The 20,479-nt window shown below is 66.7% G+C and carries 19 protein-coding genes; 14 read left to right on the forward strand and 5 right to left on the reverse strand.

Going from position 1 to position 20,479, the window contains the following annotated elements; translation table 11 throughout:
• Nucleotides 1-130: 130 nt before the first annotated feature.
• On the forward strand, nt 131-700 hold the full coding sequence (locus HWX22_RS06325; RefSeq protein WP_175915235.1) for a hypothetical protein: 570 nt from the start codon (nt 131-133) through the stop codon (nt 698-700).
• 2 nt (nt 701-702) lie between these two features.
• The gene (locus HWX22_RS06330) at nt 703-1,527 is read left to right on the forward strand and encodes a hypothetical protein (RefSeq protein ID WP_175915156.1); all 825 of its coding nucleotides are present in this window, start codon (nt 703-705) and stop codon (nt 1,525-1,527) included.
• Between the two features lie 358 nt (nt 1,528-1,885).
• Here HWX22_RS06330 and ugpC read toward each other — a convergent pair whose 3' ends face one another.
• The 4 genes from ugpC to HWX22_RS06350 form a co-directional block, all read right to left on the reverse strand.
• Entirely contained in the window at nt 1,886-3,004 is a 1,119-nt protein-coding gene (ugpC, locus tag HWX22_RS06335) for a sn-glycerol-3-phosphate ABC transporter ATP-binding protein UgpC (protein WP_059530181.1), read from the reverse strand.
• 112 nt (nt 3,005-3,116) lie between these two features.
• Entirely contained in the window at nt 3,117-3,974 is an 858-nt protein-coding gene (locus HWX22_RS06340; protein ID WP_059448153.1) for a carbohydrate ABC transporter permease, read from the reverse strand.
• Entirely contained in the window at nt 3,964-4,902 is a 939-nt protein-coding gene (locus tag HWX22_RS06345) for a sugar ABC transporter permease (RefSeq protein WP_059509685.1), read from the reverse strand. The genes HWX22_RS06340 and HWX22_RS06345 overlap by 11 nt, the downstream gene beginning before the upstream one ends.
• Before the next feature lie 138 nt (nt 4,903-5,040).
• Entirely contained in the window at nt 5,041-6,288 is a 1,248-nt protein-coding gene (locus HWX22_RS06350) for an ABC transporter substrate-binding protein (protein WP_175907499.1), read from the reverse strand.
• Between the two features lie 430 nt (nt 6,289-6,718).
• Between HWX22_RS06350 and zwf the strand changes: the two genes are divergently transcribed.
• From zwf to HWX22_RS06365, 3 genes are all read left to right on the forward strand, one after another.
• On the forward strand, nt 6,719-8,188 hold the full coding sequence (gene zwf, locus HWX22_RS06355) for a glucose-6-phosphate dehydrogenase (protein ID WP_059530188.1): 1,470 nt from the start codon (nt 6,719-6,721) through the stop codon (nt 8,186-8,188).
• An 86-nt stretch (nt 8,189-8,274) separates the two neighbouring features.
• Entirely contained in the window at nt 8,275-8,955 is a 681-nt protein-coding gene (pgl, locus tag HWX22_RS06360; RefSeq protein ID WP_175907504.1) for a 6-phosphogluconolactonase, read from the forward strand.
• Nucleotides 8,933-10,861 (forward strand): bifunctional transcriptional regulator/glucokinase, encoded by a 1,929-nt coding sequence (locus HWX22_RS06365; protein ID WP_059690778.1) that lies wholly within the window; start codon nt 8,933-8,935, stop codon nt 10,859-10,861. The genes pgl and HWX22_RS06365 overlap by 23 nt, the downstream gene beginning before the upstream one ends.
• Nucleotides 10,862-10,956: 95 nt before the next feature.
• Here the strand turns inward: HWX22_RS06365 and HWX22_RS06370 are convergent, their stop codons facing one another.
• Complete coding sequence (locus HWX22_RS06370; protein ID WP_175915236.1) at nt 10,957-12,174, reverse strand: Bcr/CflA family multidrug efflux MFS transporter; 1,218 nt, start codon at nt 12,172-12,174, stop codon at nt 10,957-10,959.
• A gap of 254 nt (nt 12,175-12,428) precedes the next feature.
• Here HWX22_RS06370 and HWX22_RS06375 point away from each other — a divergent pair, with 254 nt between their 5' ends.
• The 9 genes from HWX22_RS06375 to HWX22_RS06415 all read left to right on the forward strand — a co-directional run bounded on the left by HWX22_RS06375 (nt 12,429) and on the right by HWX22_RS06415 (nt 20,430).
• Complete coding sequence (locus HWX22_RS06375) at nt 12,429-12,881, forward strand: hypothetical protein (RefSeq protein WP_059448147.1); 453 nt, start codon at nt 12,429-12,431, stop codon at nt 12,879-12,881.
• Nucleotides 12,882-13,055: 174 nt separating this feature from the next.
• A complete protein-coding gene (gene hemL / locus HWX22_RS06380; protein ID WP_059530198.1) occupies nt 13,056-14,339 on the forward strand; it encodes a glutamate-1-semialdehyde 2,1-aminomutase in 1,284 nt (427 codons plus the stop codon).
• A 15-nt stretch (nt 14,340-14,354) separates the two neighbouring features.
• A complete protein-coding gene (gene ribD, locus HWX22_RS06385; RefSeq protein ID WP_175915237.1) occupies nt 14,355-15,476 on the forward strand; it encodes a bifunctional diaminohydroxyphosphoribosylaminopyrimidine deaminase/5-amino-6-(5-phosphoribosylamino)uracil reductase RibD in 1,122 nt (373 codons plus the stop codon).
• A gap of 14 nt (nt 15,477-15,490) precedes the next feature.
• Nucleotides 15,491-16,120 carry a riboflavin synthase gene (locus tag HWX22_RS06390; RefSeq protein WP_175915238.1) on the forward strand — a complete coding sequence of 210 codons (630 nt, stop codon included), beginning with the start codon at nt 15,491-15,493 and terminating at the stop codon, nt 16,118-16,120.
• Nucleotides 16,121-16,302: 182 nt separating this feature from the next.
• A complete protein-coding gene (locus tag HWX22_RS06395) occupies nt 16,303-16,821 on the forward strand; it encodes a DUF1993 domain-containing protein (protein ID WP_059530206.1) in 519 nt (172 codons plus the stop codon).
• A 187-nt stretch (nt 16,822-17,008) separates the two neighbouring features.
• A complete protein-coding gene (ribBA, locus tag HWX22_RS06400; protein ID WP_175915239.1) occupies nt 17,009-18,151 on the forward strand; it encodes a bifunctional 3,4-dihydroxy-2-butanone-4-phosphate synthase/GTP cyclohydrolase II in 1,143 nt (380 codons plus the stop codon).
• A 53-nt stretch (nt 18,152-18,204) separates the two neighbouring features.
• Nucleotides 18,205-18,729, forward strand: coding sequence for a 6,7-dimethyl-8-ribityllumazine synthase (gene ribH, locus HWX22_RS06405; protein WP_175915240.1), 525 nt, complete (start codon nt 18,205-18,207; stop codon nt 18,727-18,729).
• On the forward strand, nt 18,726-19,163 hold the full coding sequence (nusB, locus tag HWX22_RS06410) for a transcription antitermination factor NusB (protein WP_059530215.1): 438 nt from the start codon (nt 18,726-18,728) through the stop codon (nt 19,161-19,163). Before ribH ends, nusB begins: the two co-directional genes overlap by 4 nt.
• A gap of 70 nt (nt 19,164-19,233) precedes the next feature.
• Nucleotides 19,234-20,430 carry a pyridoxal phosphate-dependent aminotransferase gene (locus HWX22_RS06415; protein ID WP_175915241.1) on the forward strand — a complete coding sequence of 399 codons (1,197 nt, stop codon included), beginning with the start codon at nt 19,234-19,236 and terminating at the stop codon, nt 20,428-20,430.
• Nucleotides 20,431-20,479 lie beyond the last annotated feature (49 nt).

Consider the following 20,479-nt stretch of genomic DNA (forward strand, 5'->3'; position numbering starts at 1 on the left):
CCTCCTTGTTGTTGCACGCCATTGATTCGAAACCATGCGATTTATCAGACACAGTTTTTTACATTCCCATTTCAATACTCAGTACTGCCATGCTACGTTCTGCTCGACAAGTTCAAACGAGTGACACGGCATGACCATTTTTTTTGCGGTAGTGGAAGACGATCCGCTGGACAGCGGCGGCTACGTACTGGACGGAGGTAAATGCGGAACGATCGTGGGAGAAGACGGCAAGCGTCGGAAAATCACATTCGTCGGACAACGCGCGTGGTGCAGCAGTTGCGAAAGCTTCGGAACGATTGAAGCAGCACCCGGCGCCCCGAACAAGAAGCGAATGCGTGACTTCACTTCCGCAGGGAGAGTTCAAGCCTTGAGCGGCGATTGGGTCCGATGTCGCTGTGATCGCTCTCCCCGCATCATTTCCCGATATGGACGCAAATGGAAAATTGACACTCGGGATTGCGATACCGGATCGGAATCTGGGCTCGCCGCAACGCAGGCGGTTACGGCAACTGCATCCTCCACCTTTGACGACCGCTTCGTCTTTCGGGACGCTGCTGGCAATCCGCTAAGCAACGTCGCTTATGCGTTACAGCGCGACACGGGAGCATTCGAATACGGCCGAACGGACGCATATGGACAAACTCACATGCTCACGTCCGCGCCGCATGCCGAAAACATCACGATCTATCTCGCGGAATAGCCATGCCGGAACATATCCACGTTTCTCCTGAAGGCAATCGGTACAAACGGATCGCGGCACGAAAAACCACGCCAACGAGCGATGCGTCACCGAAGCCTGTCACTGCCCGATTCAAGACATTCTGGAAAACGAGTCGCAAATGGACCGACGCTGACATCGACGAATACCACCTTGCCGTCCCACAACTGGCGAGGCAACTCCAAACGGAAATGTCCTGGGATCGCAACGGCAGCGCGCGTGTGAATCAATTTACGTGCGAAGATTTCGCGTTGCGGCTGCTTATCCAGTTTGCCGCATTGCAAGGGTTGCCCCTGAAGCTGACGACCGGCGTACGAAGTTATCGGAGCGTGGAAATCTACGGTGAATCCGAGCACCATCGATACGATTCGACGATGTACGGTTTCGCCGACATGGTGTCATTGACCTTCGGCGCACCAGACACGCAACGCACGGATTCAAATACCTCGCGACTTCATACACCGGGGTCGCTCCTGCCCGGGGATATGCTTGTACAGGCCAACGATCGTGCAGGTATCGGACATCACGTCCAATTGGTCACAAGCGCTTCACCTTCGTCCATTTCGATCATGCAGGGCAATTCGAGCGGCGTAATCGTGCGCCCGTTCACGACGATCATGCGGATCTTCGGCCGGAACCGTGCGGACCCCCAAAGTGCCAACTACGCAGGCATGGGGGTCGAAAACGGACACTACACGCCCAGTGAAGACGGGTGGGACTACAGAAACGAGACAACTGGCGCCGAAGTCAAAGATTTCCTGAAGCAGTTCCAACTGTATCGCTGGAATTTCGCTGCATTCAATCGGTAAGCCGTGGAGCAAAGATGCTTGCGCTATTTTCGATAGTCGCAGATAGCGACCTGTTCGGCGCACTCGCGACAGTTTGTCTGATCGTCGCAGTGGCCGGCCTTTTTTCCACCATACGCCGCTCGAGGTTTTATTTTCCGATCGTCTTCGCGTGCCTTCTGTTCATGCCGGTACTGCATGCGATCGGTTCGTATTTCTTGTCACTGCCCAGTCCATGACTGCCGCCCGCCGGCCACTATGCGGCGGGCTGAAGATGACCTCTGCACTGAATTCAAGAACATCTCGTGAGACGGGGCGATCGACGGGCATCCGAATCGAATACGATCCGGATCGCGTCGTCGATGCCTCGAATCCGTTCGCCTCACGCGATCCGCTCTTCCGACGCCGGATCGAACAGCACCGCCTTCGACACGTCGAACAGCAGCGACTGCGTCTGCCCCGGCTGCGGATTCGCGGCCGGATGCACGCGGCTCACGATCCGCTTGCCGTTGACCTGCGCGAACACGTGCGTGTCCGGCCCGGTCGGCTCCGTCACGTCGACGCGCACGTCGATCGGCTGCAGCTGCGACGTCTCGCCGTGGTGCGCGTTGCGCACGTCGGTGATACGCTCCGGGCGCAGGCCGAGAATCACCTCGCGGCCCACGTGGCCGTTCATCCGCTTCGCGTCGAACGGCAGGTTCAGCGCGCCACGCGCGAGGCCCGTGTCGATCTCGAGCGCGATCCCGCTGCCCTGCTCGACCAGCTTGCCGTTGATGAAGTTCATCGGCGGCGCGCCGATGAAGCCCGCGACGAACAGGTTCGACGGCGAATCGTAGATTTCCTGCGGCGCGCCGAACTGCTGGACCACACCGTCCTTCATCACCGCGATCCGGTCGCCGAGCGTCATCGCCTCGATCTGGTCGTGCGTCACGTAGACGATCGTCGTGCCGAGGCGCTGGTGCAGCAGCTTGATTTCCGCGCGCATCTCGATGCGCAGCTTCGCGTCGAGGTTCGACAGCGGTTCGTCGAACAGGAACAGCGACGGATCGCGCGCGAGCGCACGGCCCATCGCGACACGCTGGCGCTGGCCGCCCGACAGCTGGCCCGGCTTGCGGTCGAGCAGATGCTGGATCTGCAGCATTGCCGACACGCGCTCGACGATCTGCTGCTGCTCGCTCTTCGGCACCTTGCGGATGTTCAGGCCGAACGAGATGTTCTCGCGCACCGTCATCGACGGATACAGCGCGTACGACTGGAACACCATCGCGATGTCGCGATCCTTCGGCGACAGGTCGTTCACGACCTTGCCGTCGATGCAGATCTCGCCGCTCGTCACGGTCTCGAGGCCGGCGATCATGTTGAGCAGCGTCGACTTCCCGCAGCCCGACCCGCCGACCAGGATCAGGAACTGTCCGTCCTCGATCTCGATGTCGACACCCTTCAGGACCGGCACCCCGTTCGGGTAGGTCTTGTACACGTCACGGATGGAAAGGCTTGCCATGCTGTGAATCCTCTGTCTCGTCTCGCGCGGCGCACTGCGGCGCCGCGTCGGGTTCGTTTCGATGCGCCGCGCGTCGTGCGCGGCCGGTTCGTCGTATCGGATGAATCCGCGCTTACCCCTTCACGGCGCCCGCCGTCAGCCCGCGCACGAAGTAGCGGCCGGCGACCACGTAGACGAGCAGCGTCGGCAGCGCGGCGATGATCGCGCCGGCCATGTCGACGTTGTATTCCTTCACGCCCGTCGACGTGTTGACGAGGTTGTTCAGCGCGACCGTGATCGGCATCGAGTCGACGCCGGAGAACACGATCCCGAACAGGAAGTCGTTCCAGATCTGCGTGAATTGCCAGATCAGGCACACCATGAAGATCGGCAGCGACACGGGCAGCAGGATCTTCGTGAAGATCGTGAAGAAGCCCGCGCCGTCGATGCGCGCGGCCTTCACCAGCTCGGCAGGCACGCTCACGTAGAAGTTGCGGAAGAACATCGTCGTGAACGCGATCCCGTACACGACGTGCACGAACACGAGGCCCGGAATCGTGTTGGCGAGGCCGAGCATGCCCTGCAGGCGCGCCATCGGCAGCAGGATCACCTGGAACGGAATGAAGCAGCCGACCAGCATCATCGTGAACAGCGCATCCGCGCCGCGAAAGCGCCAGTGCGTGAGCACGTAGCCGTTGAACGCGCCGATCAGCGACGAGATCAGCACGGCCGGGATCACCATCTGCAGCGAATTCAGGAAGAACGGCTTCATGCCGTCGCAGCGCACGCCGGTACACGCGCCGCTCCATGCCTTCACCCACGGATCGACGGTCCAGTGCGTCGGCGGCGTCAGCAGGTTGCCGGTACGCAACTGGTCGAGATCCTTGAAGGACGTCGACAGCATCACGTAGATCGGGAACAGGAAATACAGCGCGAACAGGATCAGCGCCGCATAGATCACTGCCCGGCTGATCGTCATCTTAGGCTGCATTGCGGGTGCTCCTCGATTCCATATACATCAGCGGCACCAGCACGGCGACCACGGTCGCGAGCATCATCACCGACGACGCCGCGCCGAGCCCGAGCTGGCCGCGGTTGAACGAAAACGTGTACATGAACATGGCCGGCAGCGACGACGACGTGCCGGGGCCGCCCGCCGTCAACGCGACCACCAGGTCGAAGGTCTTGATCGTGATGTGGCAGAGAATCAGCAGCACCGAGAAGAACACCGGGCGCATGCTCGGGATCACGATCTTGCGGTAGATGGTCGGCAGCGTCGCGCCGTCGACCTGCGCGGCCTTGAAGATCTCGGCGTCGACACCGCGCAACCCGGCGAGGAACAGCGCCATCACGAAGCCGGTCGACTGCCACACGGCGGCGATCACGATACAGAAGATCGCCTTGTCCGGATCGTCGAGCCAGCCGAACGAGAAGCTCGTCCAGCCCCAGTCGTGCATCACCTTCTCCAGGCCGAGGCCCGGGTTCAGGATCCACTGCCATGCGGTGCCCGTGACGATGAACGACAGCGCCATCGGATACAGGAAGATCGCGCGCAGCGCGCCTTCGTTGCGGATCCGCTGGTCGAGCAGGATCGCGAGGAACAGCCCGAGCGCGACGCAGATCGCGATGAACGGAATCCCGAACCAGCCGAGGTTCGCGGCAGAGGTCCACCACACGTCGTTCTGGAACAGGTCCGTGTAACGGCCGAAGCCGTCGAATTCGTAGTTCGGCAACAGCCGCGAGTTGGTCAGCGACAGATAGCCGGTAATCAGGATGAAGCCGTAGATGAACACCACGGCGATCGCGAGGCTCGGCGCGAGCACGAGCTTCGGGATCCAGCGATCGGCGAAGGCCGACATCGGCGACGTGCGCCGTGCGGCGGCAGCGCCGGATCCGTTTCCGCTAAGAGGGGCAGCCACTTGATTCGACTCCTGGAACGAGGGTGACGCAGGCCGGGCCGGCGCCGGGTACGGCACGGGCCCGCGGGCGAGCCCGTTTGCTGCACTTGCAAAAACGCCCGGCCGTTGAAGCGTTTCCGGCCGGGCGCCTGTCGCGCTTTACTTCACCTTCGCGGCTTTCGCGAGCGCGGCGACCGCGCTCTTCGAATCCTGCTGCGAGTTCATGAACTTCGTCACGACGTCGGTGATCGCGCCGGCCGTTGCGTCGCCCTGCGCCATCCCGTGCGCGAGCGACGGCACGAAGCCGCCCGACTTGATCGCGGTCTGCTCGTCGGCGTACGACTTCTTCGCGCAGTCGTCGAACTTGTCCATCTTCACGCCGAGGCGCACCGGGACCGAGCCCTTCAGCAGGCTGAACTGCTCCTGGAAGTCCGGCGTCATGATCGTCTTCGCGAGTGCCAGCTGGCCCGGCGTCGCGTCCTTCTGGCCCTTCTGCTGGAAGAACACGAACGAGTCGACGTTGAACGTGTACGAATTCGCCGTACCCGGCACCGCCGCGCAGATGTAGTCCTTGCCCGCCTTCTTGCCGGCGTTCTCGAACTCGCCCTTCGCCCAGTCGCCCATGAACTGCATGCCGGCCTTGCCATTGATGACCATCGCGGTCGCGAGGTTCCAGTCGCGGCCGTTACGGCCGGTATCGAAGTAGCCCTGGATCTTGCGAACCGTGTCGAACACGGACAGCATCTGCGGCGACGTCAGCGTCGCCTGGTCGAGATCGACCAGCGCCTTCTTGTAGAAGCCCGGGCCCTGCGACAGCACGACGTCTTCCCACAGCGTCAGGTCCTGCCACGGCTGGCCGCCCATCGCGACCGGCTGGATGCCCGCGGCCTTCAGCTTGTCGGCGACCGCGAAGAATTCCGGCCAGGTCGTCGGCACCTTCGCGCCGACCTTGTCGAGCGCGGCCTTGTTGATATAGAGCCAGTTCACGCGGTGCACCGAGAACGGCGCGGCGACGGTGTGGCCCTTGTACTTGATGATCTTGTCGATTTCCGGCGGCAGGTTCTGCTTCCAGTCGCCAGCGGCGGAATCGATGTTGACGAGCACGCCCTGGTCGGCCCAGTCCTGGATCAGCGGGCCCTTGATCTGCGCGGCCGACGGTGCGTCGCCGCTGATCACCTTGGTCTTCAGCGCGGTCATGGCCGCGGCGCCGGCGCCGCCCGCGACCGCGAAGTCCTTCCACACGTAGCCCTGCTTCTGCACGTCGTCCTTCAGCACGCCGACGGCCTTCGACTCGCCGCCCGAGGTCCACCAGTGCAGCACGGTTACATTCTCGGCCGCCTGCGCCGCCACGGCGCCAGCCATCAGACCCGCGGCGCAGAGCGCGCCCATGATCGAGCGAACTTTCATTACTTATCTCCTCCAGACTGAATCAACTCGTGAAGTTCCCCGACGGGGAACCGGCTTCTTGATAAACGACGGGGAAATCGAGCCGCGGGACGCATGCAGCGTACGGGGCCGATGACCGGCCGGGCTCTTACAGAAAGCGTGAATCGAGATTCAACGGCGTGTCTCCTCTTTGTGTTTCTGGCCCGCCGCGATGCTGCGGCGCGAGCCCGGGGGCGACGGCGCGCGGACGATGCGCACCGTCAATGTCCGATAACATTCGGCACAAGGCGTTCCCGAAGGCGAAGCTCGCGCGGTTCATCGACCGCACTTCTTTTTTTCTTCACCCAGGTGCTACCCCTTGCGGCGGATTGTAGTTAAACTACAATTCAGTGTCAAAAATATTTTTATCGCACTACGGATCGCTTCCCAGCACCCCAACCGGCGGAGACACATGCATACCGATTCCAGCTTTACCTTCGTACTTTTCGGCGGCACCGGCGACCTGTCGATGCGCAAGATCCTGCCCGCGCTGTTCGAAGCGCACCGCGGCAACATGCTCGCGGAAAGCGGCCGGATCGTTGCCGTCGCGCGGCACGAATCGGATCGGGCCGGCTATCTCGAGTGGGTCGACACGCATGTGAAGCCGCACGCGGCGAAGGCGGCCGGCAAGGCCTTCGACGACACCGCGTGGAAATCCTTCCTCGAACGCATCGAATACGTGAAGCTCGACCTCGGTCGCGCGGAGGACTACGTCGTGCTGCGCGACGCGGTCGCGCAACTTCCCGGCATCCGCGTGTTCTATCTCGCGACGGGGCCGTCGCTGTTCGTGCCGATCTGCAAGGCGCTCGCGTCGGTCGGGCTGAACGAAGGCGCGCGCATCGTGCTCGAGAAGCCGCTCGGCTACGACCTGCGCTCGTCGAACGCGATCAACGACGCGGTCGGCGAGATCTTCGCGGAAGACCAGATCTACCGGATCGACCACTACCTCGGGAAGGAGCCGGTGCAGAACCTGCTCGCGCTGCGCTTCGGCAATGCGCTGTTCGAGCCGCTGTGGCGCCGCGAATGGGTCGAGAGCATCCAGATCACGATCGCCGAGGAGCTCGGCGTCGAGGCACGCGGCGATTTCTACGACAATACGGGCGCGCTGCGCGACATGGTGCAGAACCACCTGCTGCAGCTGCTGTCGATCGTCGCCATGGAGCCGCCGCATTCGATGGACTCCGACTCGGTGCGCGACGAAAAGCTGCGCGTGCTGCGCGCGCTGAAACCCGTCGATTCGCGCGACATCGGCAAGGTCGCGGTGCGCGGCCAGTATCATGCGGGCGTGATCAAGGGCGCGCAGGTGCCGGCCTACGCGACCGAGCCGGGCGTGAAGCCGGACAGCCCGACCGAAACCTTCGTCGCGCTGAAGGTCGAGATCGAGAACTGGCGCTGGGCCGGCGTGCCGTTCTTCCTGCGCACCGGCAAGCGTCTCGCCGATCGCGTCGCGGAAATCGTCGTCAACTTCCGGCCGGTGCCGCACTCGGCCCTCGGGCCGACCGCGCTGCGCGCCGGCTCGAACCGCCTCGTGATCCGGCTGCAGCCGAACGAGACGATTCGCCTGTACTGCCTCGCGAAGCAGCCCGGCGAAGGGATGAACCTCGCGAGCGTGCACCTCGACCTCGCGTTCGACCGTTTCTTCAAGGAAGGGCAGATGGAGGCGTACCAGCGCCTCCTGCTCGACGTGATCAACGGCCGCCTCGCGCTGTTCGTGCGTCGCGACGAGCAGGAAGCCGCGTGGCGCTGGGTCGAGCCGATCCTGAACGAATGGGCCCGCTCGCTGAAGCCGCCGAAGCCGTATGCGGCAGGCACGTGGGGGCCGGCCGCGGCGAGCGCGATGCTCGCGCAGCACGGCACCTGCTGGCTCGAAGAAGAAAACTGATGCAAACCGTTGTCGTGCGCGCAAGCGCGCGGCAACGTGCCCCACGATTCGCACGAATTGAACAGACAAAGCAGTCCGGAGGAGATGTGATCGAGATTCACGCTTTCGACACCCAGGAAGCGCAAAGCGAAGCGCTCGCGCGCGCCGTCGGCGATGCGCTGCGCGCCGCGCTCGGCGGCCCGGCGCGCCCGACGCTCGCGGTGTCCGGCGGCACGAGCCCGCGCCCGTTCCTGCAAACGCTGTCGCACGCGGCGCTCGACTGGGCCGGCGTCGACGTCACGCTGGTCGACGACCGCTGGGTGCCGGAGGACGATGCGGCCAGCAACGCGCACCTCGTGCGCGACACGCTGCTGCAGCACGCGGCGGCCCCTGCCCGCTTCCTGCCGCTCGTCGACACGCGCGTCTCGCTCGACGCGCACGTCGCCGCGCTCAACGCGAACGCCGACTACCGCGTACCGACCGTCGCCGTGCTCGGCATGGGCGAGGACGGCCACACCGCGTCGATCTTCGCGGACGCGCCCGAATGGAACCACGCGATCGCGACGCCCGAGCGCTTCGTCGCCGTGCATCCCGGCGCCGCGCCGCATGCGCGGGTGAGCTTCTCGCTCGATGCGCTCAAGCGCGTCGACCGGCTGTTCCTGCTGATCGCGGGCGAACGCAAACGCGCGGTGCTCGACGCAGCGGCCGCATCGCTGCAGAAGAACGCGATTTCCCAACTGGCCAACGACAAGGGGACCAAGCTCGATGTCTACTGGTGCGCAAAGTAAGGCTGTCGTCGCGGGCCAGCATGCCGACGGCCCGCGCCTGCTCGCGGACGTCGGCGGCACGAACGCGCGTTTCGCGCTGGAAACCGGCCCCGGCGAGATCACGCAGATCCGCGTCTACCCCGGCGCCGACTATCCGACGCTCACCGACGCGATCCGCAAGTATCTGAAGGACGTGAAGATCAGCCGCGTGAACCACGCGGCGATCGCGATCGCGAACCCGGTCGACGGCGACCAGGTCACGATGACCAATCACGACTGGAGCTTCTCGATCGAGGCCACGCGCCGCGCGCTCGGCTTCGACACGCTGCTCGTCGTGAACGACTTCACCGCGCTCGCGATGGCGCTGCCGGGCCTGACCGATGCGCAGCGCGTGCAGATCGGCGGCGGCACGCGCCGCCAGAACAGCGTGATCGGGCTGCTCGGGCCTGGCACCGGGCTCGGCGTCTCCGGCCTGATTCCCGCGGACGACCGCTGGATCGCGCTCGGCAGCGAAGGCGGTCACGCATCGTTCGCGCCGCAGGACGAGCGCGAGGACCTCGTGCTGCAATACGCGCGCAAGAAGTTTCCGCACGTGTCGTTCGAACGCGTGTGCGCGGGCCCCGGCATCGAGGTCATCTACCGCGCGCTCGCCGCGCGCGACAAGAAGCGCGTGGCCGCGACCGTCGACACGGCGGAGATCGTCGAGCGCGCGCATGCGGGCGACGATCTCGCGCTCGAGGCGGTCGAATGCTTCTGCGGCATCCTCGGCTCGTTCGCCGGCAGCCTCGCGCTGACGCTCGGCGCGCTCGGCGGCGTGTACATCGGCGGCGGCGTCGCGCTGAAGCTCGGCGAACTGTTCACGCGCTCGTCGTTCCGCGCGCGCTTCGAGGCGAAGGGCCGCTTCGCGCAGTATCTCCAGAACATCCCGACCTACCTGATCACCGCCGAATATCCGGCGTTCCTCGGCGTGTCGGCGATCCTCGCGGAGCAGTTGTCGAACCGGTCGGGCGGCGCATCGTCGGCCGTGTTCGAGCGGATCCGCCAGATGCGCGACGCGCTGACGCCGGCCGAGCGCCGCGTCGCCGATCTCGCGCTGAACCATCCGCGCTCGATCATCAACGACCCGATCGTCGACATCGCACGCAAGGCGGACGTGAGCCAGCCGACGGTGATCCGCTTCTGCCGCTCGCTCGGCTGCCAGGGGCTGTCGGACTTCAAGCTGAAGCTCGCGACCGGCCTCACCGGCACGATTCCGATGAGCCACAGCCAGGTGCATCTCGGCGACACGGCCACCGACTTCGGCGCGAAGGTGCTCGACAACACGGTGTCCGCGATCCTGCAGTTGCGCGAACACCTGAACTTCGAGCACGTCGAGAACGCGATCGAGATCCTGAACGGCGCGCGGCGCATCGAGTTCTACGGGCTCGGCAACTCGAACATCGTCGCGCAGGACGCGCATTACAAGTTCTTCCGCTTCGGGATTCCGACGATCGCGTACGGCGACCTGTACATGCAGGCCGCATCGGCCGCGCTGCTCGGCAAGGGCGACGTGATCGTCGCGGTGTCGAAGTCGGGACGCGCGCCGGAATTGCTCCGCGTGCTCGAAGTCGCGATGCAGGCCGGCGCGAAGGTGATCGCGATCACGTCGAGCAACACGCCGCTCGCGAAGCGCGCGACCGTCGCGCTCGAGACCGACCACATCGAAATGCGCGAATCGCAGCTGTCGATGATCTCGCGGATCCTGCATCTGCTGATGATCGACATCCTCGCGGTCGGCGTCGCGATCCGTCGCGCATCGACCAACGGCGAACTGCCGGAGGCCGTCGCGCAGGCGCGTGCGCGGGCGAGCGACGACGAAACGGCCGACGTGCTCGACTGGCTGAGCCACGGCGCGTCGCCGGCGGCGAAGGACGTCGCGCGGGACTGACGCCCGCCACGGCACGGCGGCGGCCGCTTTCCGCCCGCCCCAAAAAAAACGCCACCGACGCATCGCGCGGTGGCGTTTTTTCATGCCGCGGCGGCTCAGGCGCCTGCTTTCACCGGCCGGCCATGCCAGCGCAGCACGAGGGAGCGGCCGACGAAACACAGCACGCCGGTGACGCCGATCGTCACGCCCATCGCGAACGGCGTGCCGTCCGCGAGTGCGCCGATCGCGACGCTCGCGACCGCGCCGAGCGCGAGCTGCATCGCGCCGAACACGGCCGCCGACGCGCCCGCGTTGTGCGGATAGCGATGCATCAGGTCGGTCGTGCAGTTCGCGGACAGGATTCCGACCACGCCGACCACGAAGAACAGGCACACGACGATCGACCACAACCCGCCCCACCCGGTCAGCGCGACGAGCGCGACCGCCAGCGACGCGACGCAGCTCACGAGCGACGCGGCCGCGATGATGCGCAGCGAGCCGATGCGGCCGACGAGCCGCGTATTCGCGAAATTGCCGATCATGATCCCGACGACGTTCAGGCCGAACAGCAGCCCGTAGTGCTGCGGCGACACGTGAAAATACTCGATGTACACGAACGGCGTCGCGGTGATGTACGAGAACATCGACGCGAACGCCATCCCGCCGCACAGCATGTGCCCCCACGCGACCGGATCGGAGAGGATGCGCCCGTACGATGCGAACGACGCGAGCACGGCCGCGCTCTTGCGCCGCTCCTTCGGCCAGGTTTCAGGCACGCGCAGGTACGCGGTCGTCGCGCACACCGCACCGAACACGGCCAGCACGACGAACACGCCGCGCCAGCCCGAGAAGCGCAGGATCTGCCCACCGATCAGCGGCGCGAGCAGCGGCCCGACCGCGGTGACGATCGCGACCATCGACAGCACCTTCGCCGCATCGGTCGGCTCGTGCGCGTCGCGCGCGATCGCACGCGACAGCACCGACGCCGCGCCTGCGCCGAGCGCCTGCAGGAACCGCACGAGAATCAGCATGTCGATCGAGTTCGACACGAAGCAGCCGATGCTCGCGAGCGTGAACAGCGCGATGCCGCCGAGCAGCACGGGCCGGCGGCCCCACGTGTCGGACATCGGACCGTACAGCAGCATGCCGATCGAGAAGCCGGCCATGAAGCTCGTCAGCGTGCGCTGCGCGGCGCCGGGACTGACGGAAAAGCCGTCGGCGATCGACGGCAGGCTCGGCAGGTACATGTCGGTGGCGATCGGCCCGCAAGCGGCGAGCGCGCCAAGCAACAGGATCAGCCGGGCATCGGGCCGGCGCCGGACGACGTGGGACATGGGTATCCGGAATGGAGGCCCGCGCGCATCGGGGCGCGCGTGGCGGTGAAGACGGGAGGCCGCGCCGCGGACGGCGCTCAGGCCCATGATTGTACGCGCAACTTTTTCGCGTGCCGGCGGCCGGGTGCCGCGCACGGCCGAACGGCCGGTCACTGCCGCTGTCGCACGAGGCGGCACGAGACCGCACGCGGATTCGATTAAGCTTGCGGCTCCCCGCTCTTCCTGTCCGCCCCAATCGACGCACGACCGAACCGATGACCGCTTTCCTGCTGATCTGGAGCCCCAAGAAATGGCCGTGGCCCGAGCTGCCCGACGTCGCCGCGCGCGTGAAGGCCGGCGAGGCCGTGCACGACGTGTGGGGCTGCGGCTTCGCGCGCGGCATCCTGCCGGGCGATCGCGTGTTCCTGCACCGCGTCGCGAAGGAGCCGAAGGGCGTGTTCGGCTCGGGCTACGTGACGCGCGCGCCCTACGAAGTGCCGGACCCGGCGACGAAGCGCGGCTACCGGCTGTGCATCGATTTCGTCTACGACTGGCTGGTCGACGCCCACCAGGACGTCGTGATCCCGCGCGACGCGCTGCGCGTGCATCCATACTCGGTGCAGACCTGGGACGCGCAGTCCTCCGGCACGTCGATCAAGCCGATGGTCGAAGGCCCGCTGGAGAAGCGCTGGGCCGAACTGACCGGCAAGCGCAAGCCGCCGCGATAACCGGGCCGGATCGGACGCCGGCCAAGCGCGCCGGCCAATCCCCCGCGTGCCGAAAGGCCGCAGACCGCGCGGCGGGCCCGTCATGCGCGTCTCCGGTACAATCGGACGATCGTTCCGCCCAGGCGCCGCGGCCCGTGCACAGGCCCCCGCGCCCTTCTCTCGCAGGTTTCGCACATGTCCAACAATCAGATCCTCTTCGAACGCGCCCAGAAGACCATTCCGGGCGGCGTCAACTCGCCGGTGCGCGCCTTCCGCTCGGTCGGCGGCACGCCGCGTTTCGTCTCGCGCGCGCAGGGCCCGTACTTCTGGGATGCCGACGGCAAGCAGTACATCGACTACATCGGCTCGTGGGGCCCGATGATCGTCGGCCACGTTCATCCGGAAGTGCTGTCGGCCGTGCAGAACGTGCTCGCCGACGGCTTCTCGTTCGGCGCGCCGACCGAGGCGGAAATCGAGATCGCCGAGGAAATCTGCAAGCTCGTGCCGTCGATCGAGCAGGTGCGGATGGTGTCGAGCGGCACCGAGGCCACGATGAGCGCGCTGCGTCTCGCGCGCGGCTTCACGGGCCGCAGCCGCATCGTCAAGTTCGAGGGCTGCTATCACGGCCACGCGGACAGCCTGCTGGTCAAGGCCGGCTCCGGCCTGCTGACGTTCGGCAACCCGACGTCGGCCGGCGTGCCCGCCGACATCGCGAAACACACGACCGTCCTCGAATACAACAACGTCGCCGCGCTCGAAGAAGCGTTCGGCGCGTTCGGCGACGAGATCGCCGCGGTGATCGTCGAGCCCGTCGCGGGCAACATGAACCTCGTGCGCGGCACGCCCGAATTCCTGAACGCGCTGCGCGCGCTGTGCACGAAGCACGGCGCCGTGCTGATCTTCGACGAGGTGATGTGCGGCTTCCGCGTCGCGCTGGGCGGCGCGCAGGCGTACTACGGGATCGCGGCCGACCTCACCTGCCTCGGCAAGGTGATCGGCGGCGGGATGCCGGCCGCCGCGTTCGGCGGCCGTCGCGACATCATGGCCCACCTCGCGCCGCTCGGCGGCGTGTACCAGGCCGGCACGCTGTCGGGCAACCCGATCGCGGTCGCCGCGGGCCTGAAGACGCTGCAACTGATCCAGGCGCCCGGCTTCTACGACGCGCTGACCGCGCAGACGAAACGCCTCGCCGACGGCCTCGCGGCCGAAGCACGCGCGGCCGGCGTGCCGTTCGCCGCCGACTCGATCGGCGCGATGTTCGGCCTGTACTTCGCCGAGCGCGTGCCGGTCAGCTTCGCGGAAGTGACGAAGAGCAACGTCGAGCGCTTCAACCGCTTCTTCCACCTGATGCTCGACGAAGGCGTGTACTTCGCGCCGTCCGCGTACGAGGCCGGCTTCGTGTCGAGCACGCACGACGACGCGGTGATCGACGCGACGCTCGCGGCCGCACGCCGCGCATTCGCGGCCCTCGCCGCCTGACCCGGGTCCGCACGCATGTTCTCGGATACCGATTTCGCCCACATGCAGCGCGCGCTGACGCTCGCGGCGCGCGGCATGTATACGACCGCGCCGAACCCGCGCGTCGGCTGCGTGATCGTCAAGGACGGCGACGTGATCGGCGAAGGCTTCACGCAGCCGGACGGCCAGGACCACGCGGAAGTGCAGGCGCTGAAGGACGCGCGTGCGCGCGGCCATGACGTCGCCGGCTCCACCGTGTACGTGACGCTCGAGCCGTGCAGCCACTTCGGCCGCACGCCGCCGTGCGCGAACGCGCTGATCGACGCGCGCGTCGCGAAGGTCGTCGCGGCGATGGAAGACCCGAATCCGCAGGTGTCGGGGCGCGGCCTCGGGATGCTGCGCGACGCGGGCATCGACGTGCGCTGCGGGCTGCTCGCGAACGAAGCGGGCGAACTGAACATCGGCTTCGTGTCACGGATGACGCGCGGCCGCCCGTGGGTGCGGATGAAGACGGCCGCGTCGCTCGACGCACGCACCGCGCTGCCGTCCGGCGAAAGCCAGTGGATCACCGGCGAGGCCGCGCGCCTCGACGGCCATGCTTGGCGCGCGCGCGCGTGCGCGATCCTCACCGGGATCGGTACCGTGCGCGAGGACAACCCGCTCTTGACCGTGCGCGGCGTCGACACGCCGCGCCAGCCGCAGCGCGTGCTGGTCGACAGCCGCCTCGACCTGCCGCTCGATGCGCGCCTGCTCGAAGGCGCGCCGCTGCTGATCTTCTGCGGCCGGCTCGATGCCGCCGGCGAAGTGCGCGCGAACGTGCTGAAGTCGCGCGGCGCGGAAATCGTGCCGCTCGCGAATGCGTACGGCAAGGTCGACCTGCCCGCGATGCTGGCCGCGCTCGGCGCGCGCGGCGTCAACGAACTGCACGTCGAGGCCGGTCACAAGCTGAACGGCTCGCTGCTGCGCGAGCAGTGCGTCGACGAGCTGCTGGTCTACCTCGCGCCGAGCCTGCTCGGCAGCGACGCGGCCGGCATGTTCGACCTCGCCGCGCCGGCGAGCCTCGACGCCCGCACGCGACTCGCGTTCCACAGCGTCGAGCGGATCGGCGACGATCTGCGGATCCTGGCGCGCGTCGCGCCGCCCTCCGCCACTCTTTGAACGGAGCCGTCACGATGTTTACCGGAATTGTCGCGGCCGTCGGCCGCATCGAAGCGATCAACCCGCTCGGCACGTCGCCCGAGGCGGGCGTGCGGCTGACCGTGCAGGCCGGCGGGCTCGACCTGGCGGATGTCGCGCTCGGCGACAGCATCGCGATCCAGGGCGCGTGCATGACGGTGATCGAGAAAACCGACACCGGATTCGACGTCGACGTGTCGCGCGAAAGCCTGAACCGCACGGTCGGCCTCGCGCAGCCCGGCGAAGTGAACCTCGAGAAGGCGCTGCGCGCGCACGACCGCCTCGGCGGGCACATCGTGTCGGGCCACGTCGACGGCCTCGGCACCGTGACGCGCTTCGCGCCGGTCGGCGAATCGCACGAGTTGCGGATCGTCGCGCCGCGCGAGCTCGGCCGCTATCTCGCGTACAAGGGCTCGATCACGGTCAACGGCGTGAGCCTGACCGTCAACACGGTCGACGATCGCGCCGACGGCTGCGAGTTCTCGATCAACCTGATCCCGCATACGGTCGAGGTCACGACGCTGCGTCACGTGAAGGCCGGCGACAAGGTCAATCTCGAAATCGACATGATCGCGCGGTATGTGGAGCGGATGATGTCGGCATCGCAGGGCGTGCATCAGGACTGACCAGCCGGTTCCGCCCGCTGGATGGGAAATGGCGCCCGGCGGCGTGGCCCGGCACCTGGCCTGATGGCCAACGACGCGCACGGGTCATCCCGTCGCGCTAAGATGCAACGGCAGCGGTTTCGGCGCCGCGGCGCGCGGTGCGCCGCGTACCGGCTGCCCCTTTTCCTCCAGGAGTCGTCCCCATGTCCATCTCGATGTACCAGGCTTCGCTGCCCGTCCTGATCCGCGGCCTCACCAACCTGCAGCACATCCTCGGCAAGGCGCAGGCGCATGCGGCCGAGAAGCAGATCGACCCGTCGGTGTTCATCGGCGCACGCCTCTATCCGGACATGCTGCCGCTCGTCCGCCAGGTGTATATCGCGACCGACACGGCCAAGGGCTGCGCCGCGCGGCTCGCCGGCGTCGACATTCCGAGCTATCCCGACGTCGAGCAGACATTCGACGAACTGCACGCGCGCATCCAGAAGACGATCGACTATCTGAAAGGCTTCGACGCCGCGCAGATCGACGGCAGCGAAGCGCGCCAGGTCGTGCTCAAGATGCGCGTCGGCCCGATCGAGTTCACCGGCCAGTCGTATCTGCTGAACTTCGTGCTGCCCAACTTCTTCTTCCACGTGACGACGGCGTACGACATCCTGCGCCACAGCGGCGTCGAACTCGGCAAGCTCGACTACCTCGGCGGCCGTAACGACCAGGCGTGACGCACGGCCGGGCCTCGGCCGGCCTGCGGCGGCCCGTCTTCGGGCGGCCCGCGCCGGCCCGGGCAGGCCCGGCCCGACGGCCGGCCGCACCGCTTTCCGGCGCGCTCGCCGGCCGCGCGCAGCCGGTGCCAGCCGAAACGCGGTCCGGCTGGCGTAAAATACGCACTTTCCTCTTTCTCGCCCCCTTATGACGCTCGCCTCCACGCTCGACATCATCGCGGAGTTGAAAGCCGGCCGGATGGTGATCCTGGTCGACGAAGAAGACCGCGAAAACGAAGGCGACCTCGTGATCGCCGCCGAATTCGTCACGCCGGAAGCGATCAACTTCATGGCCAAGTACGGCCGTGGCCTGATTTGTCTGACGTTGACGCAGGAACGCTGCAAGCAGCTGCACCTGCCGCTGATGACCTACCGCAACGGCACGCAATACGGCACCGCGTTCACGGTCAGCATCGAAGCGGCCGAAGGCGTGACGACCGGCATCTCGGCCGCCGACCGCGCACACACGATCGCCACGGCGGTCGCGCACGACGTCCGCCCCGAGCACATCGTGCAGCCGGGCCACGTGTTCCCGATCATGGCGCAGCCGGGCGGCGTGCTCGTGCGCGCCGGCCACACCGAGGCCGGCTGCGACTTCACCGCGCTTGCCGGGCTCACGCCTGCCGCGGTGATCTGCGAGGTCATCAAGGACGACGGCACGATGGCGCGCCTGCCCGACCTGCTCGAGTTCGCGAAGGAACACGATCTGAAGATCGGCACGATCGCCGACCTGATCCAGTACCGCAGCCGCACCGAATCGATCATCGAGCGGATCGCCGAGCGCACGATGCAGACCGCGCACGGCACGTTCCGCGCGGTGCTGTACCGCGACCAGCCGAGCGGCTCGCCGCACATCGCGCTGGTGCGCGGCACGCCGTCGCCCGACGTTGATACGCCCGTGCGCGTGCACGAGCCGCTGTCGGTCCTCGATCTGCTCGAGACGGGCATCTCGACGCACTCGTGGACGCTCGACGCGGCGATGCACGAGATCGCGGAACGCGACCTCGGCGTGATCGTGCTGCTCAATTGCGGCGACACGAAGGAACATCTGATCGACGTCTTCAAGGCGTTCGACGAGGAAGAAAGGGCCGCTGCGCTGAAGCGCCGGCCGGTCGATTTCAAGACGTTCGGCATCGGCGCGCAGATCCTGCGCGACGTCGGCGTCGGCAAGATGCAGGTGCTGTCGAATCCGCGCAAGCTGGGCAGCATGTCCGGCTACGGCCTCGAAGTCACGGGCTTCATTCCGATGCCCGGCGGCGAAGCCAAGTCCTGCCCGGCGTCCCACGCGTAACCCGCCACGACGCTTTCGCCCTATAACCGTTCATCCACACCACGGACCAGATCATGGAAATCGGACAATACCAACCGAATCTCGAAGGCGACGGCCTGCGTATCGGCATCGTGCAATCCCGCTTCAACGAACCCGTCTGCAACGGCCTCGCCGATGCGTGCGTCGAGGAACTCGAGCGCCTCGGCGTCTCCGGTGAAGACGTGCTGCTCGTGTCGGTGCCCGGCGCGCTGGAAATCCCGCTCGCGCTGCAAAAGCTCGCGGAAAGCGGCCAGTTCGACGCACTGATCGCGCTCGGCGCGGTGATCCGCGGCGAGACGTACCACTTCGAACTCGTGTCGAACGAAAGCGGCGCGGGCATCACCCGCATCGGCCTCGACTTCAACCTGCCGATCGCCAACGCGGTCCTGACGACCGAAAACGACGAGCAAGCCGTCGCGCGCATGACCGAAAAGGGTCGTGACGCCGCACGCGTCGCGGTCGAGATGGCCAACCTGACGATGGCACTCGACCAGCTCGGCGACGACGAGGACGAAGAAGAAGAAGAAGAGGACGAAGACGACGAAGAGGAGCGCGCATGAAGAAGAGCGCCCGCCGACAATCGCGCGAGCTGGCGACGCAGGGCCTGTATCAGTGGCTGCTGTCGAACGCGGCCTCCGGCGAGATCGACGCGCAACTGCGCGGCGCGCTCGGTTACGACAAGGCCGACAAGGAGCTGCTCGACGCGATCCTGCACGGTGTGATTCGCGAGCATGCGACGCTCGTCGAAGCCCTCACGCCGTCGCTGGACCGTCCGGTCGATCAGCTGTCGCCGGTCGAACGCGCCGTGCTGCTGATCGCGACGTTCGAGCTCACGCATCATGTCGAAACGCCGTACCGCGTGATCATCAACGAAGCAGTCGAACTCGCGAAGACGTTCGGCGGCTCCGACGGCTACAAGTACGTCAACGGCGTGCTCGACAAGCTGGCCGCAAAGCTGCGCCCCGCCGAAACGCAGGCGCGCCGCAACGGCTGATTCCGCAGGCAGACGGGCGCGCAAGCGCCCGTTTTTCGTTCTCCCTCCCCCTCCCCGCTCCGCCCGACCGATGAATACCACCGCCGATTCGCTCGTCACGCTCGCCGCACGCGTCGACGCGATCCAGCCCTTCTACGTGATGGAACTGATGAAGGAGGCACAGCGGCTCGAGTCCTCCGGGCGCGATGTTATCCACATGGGCATCGGCGAACCGGATTTCACCGCGCCGGAGCCCGTCGTCGAGGCGGCGGCGGCCGCGCTGCGCCGCGGCGTCACGCAGTACACGAGCGCGCTCGGCATCGCGCCGCTGCGCGAAGCGATCGCCGCGCACTATGCGCGCGCCTACGGCCTCACGATCAGCCCCGAGCGGATCGTCGTGACGGCCGGCGCCTCCGCCGCGCTGCTGCTTGCGTGCCTCGCGCTCGTCGGCCGAGACGACGAGGTGCTGATGCCCGACCCGTCGTATCCGTGCAACCGGCACTTCGTCGCGGCGGCCGAAGGTCGGCCGGTGCTCGTGCCGAGCGGCCCGGAAGCGCGCTTCCAGCTCACCGCGGACGACGTCCGCACGCGCTGGGGCAGTCGCACGCGCGGCGTGCTGCTCGCGTCGCCGTCGAACCCGACCGGCACGTCGCTCGAGCCGGACGAGCTGAAGCGGATCGTCGAAGCCGTGCGCGCACGCGGCGGCTTCACGATCGTCGACGAAATCTACCAGGGGCTCAGCTACGACGCGGCGCCCGTGTCGGCGCTGTCGTTCGGCGACGACGTCGTCACCGTGAACAGCTTCTCGAAGTACTTCAGCATGACCGGCTGGCGGCTCGGCTGGCTCGTCGTGCCGCCCGCGCTCGTCGGTACCTTCGAAAAGCTGTCGCAGAACCTGTTCATCTGTCCGTCCGCGCTCGCGCAGCACGCGGCGCTCGCGTGCTTCGAGCCGGCGGCGCTCGACATCTACGAGGCGCGCCGCCTCGAATTCAAGCGTCGCCGCGACTTCATCGCGCCAGCGCTCGAGAAGCTCGGCTTCACCGTGCCCGTGATGCCGGACGGTGCGTTCTACGTGTATGCGCACTGCGGCGGCGTCGCTCATCCCGCGGCCGGCGACAGCGCGGCGCTCACGCAGGCGATGCTGCACGACGCGGGTGTCGTGCTGGTGCCGGGCATGGATTTCGGCGTGCATGCACCGCGCGACTATATCCGGCTGTCCTATGCGACTGCCTACTCGCGCCTCGAAGAGGCCGTCGAGCGGCTCGCGACACTCTTCGGCCGGCACTGACCGCGATCTGCTTTCCCGGCCGGCACGCCGGCCTTTCCTCCCGCACAAA

Origin of the sequence: Burkholderia sp. BCC1638, from assembly GCF_902833195.1 — a bacterium.
In the GTDB taxonomy this organism is placed as follows: Bacteria; Pseudomonadota; Gammaproteobacteria; order Burkholderiales; family Burkholderiaceae; genus Burkholderia; species Burkholderia diffusa.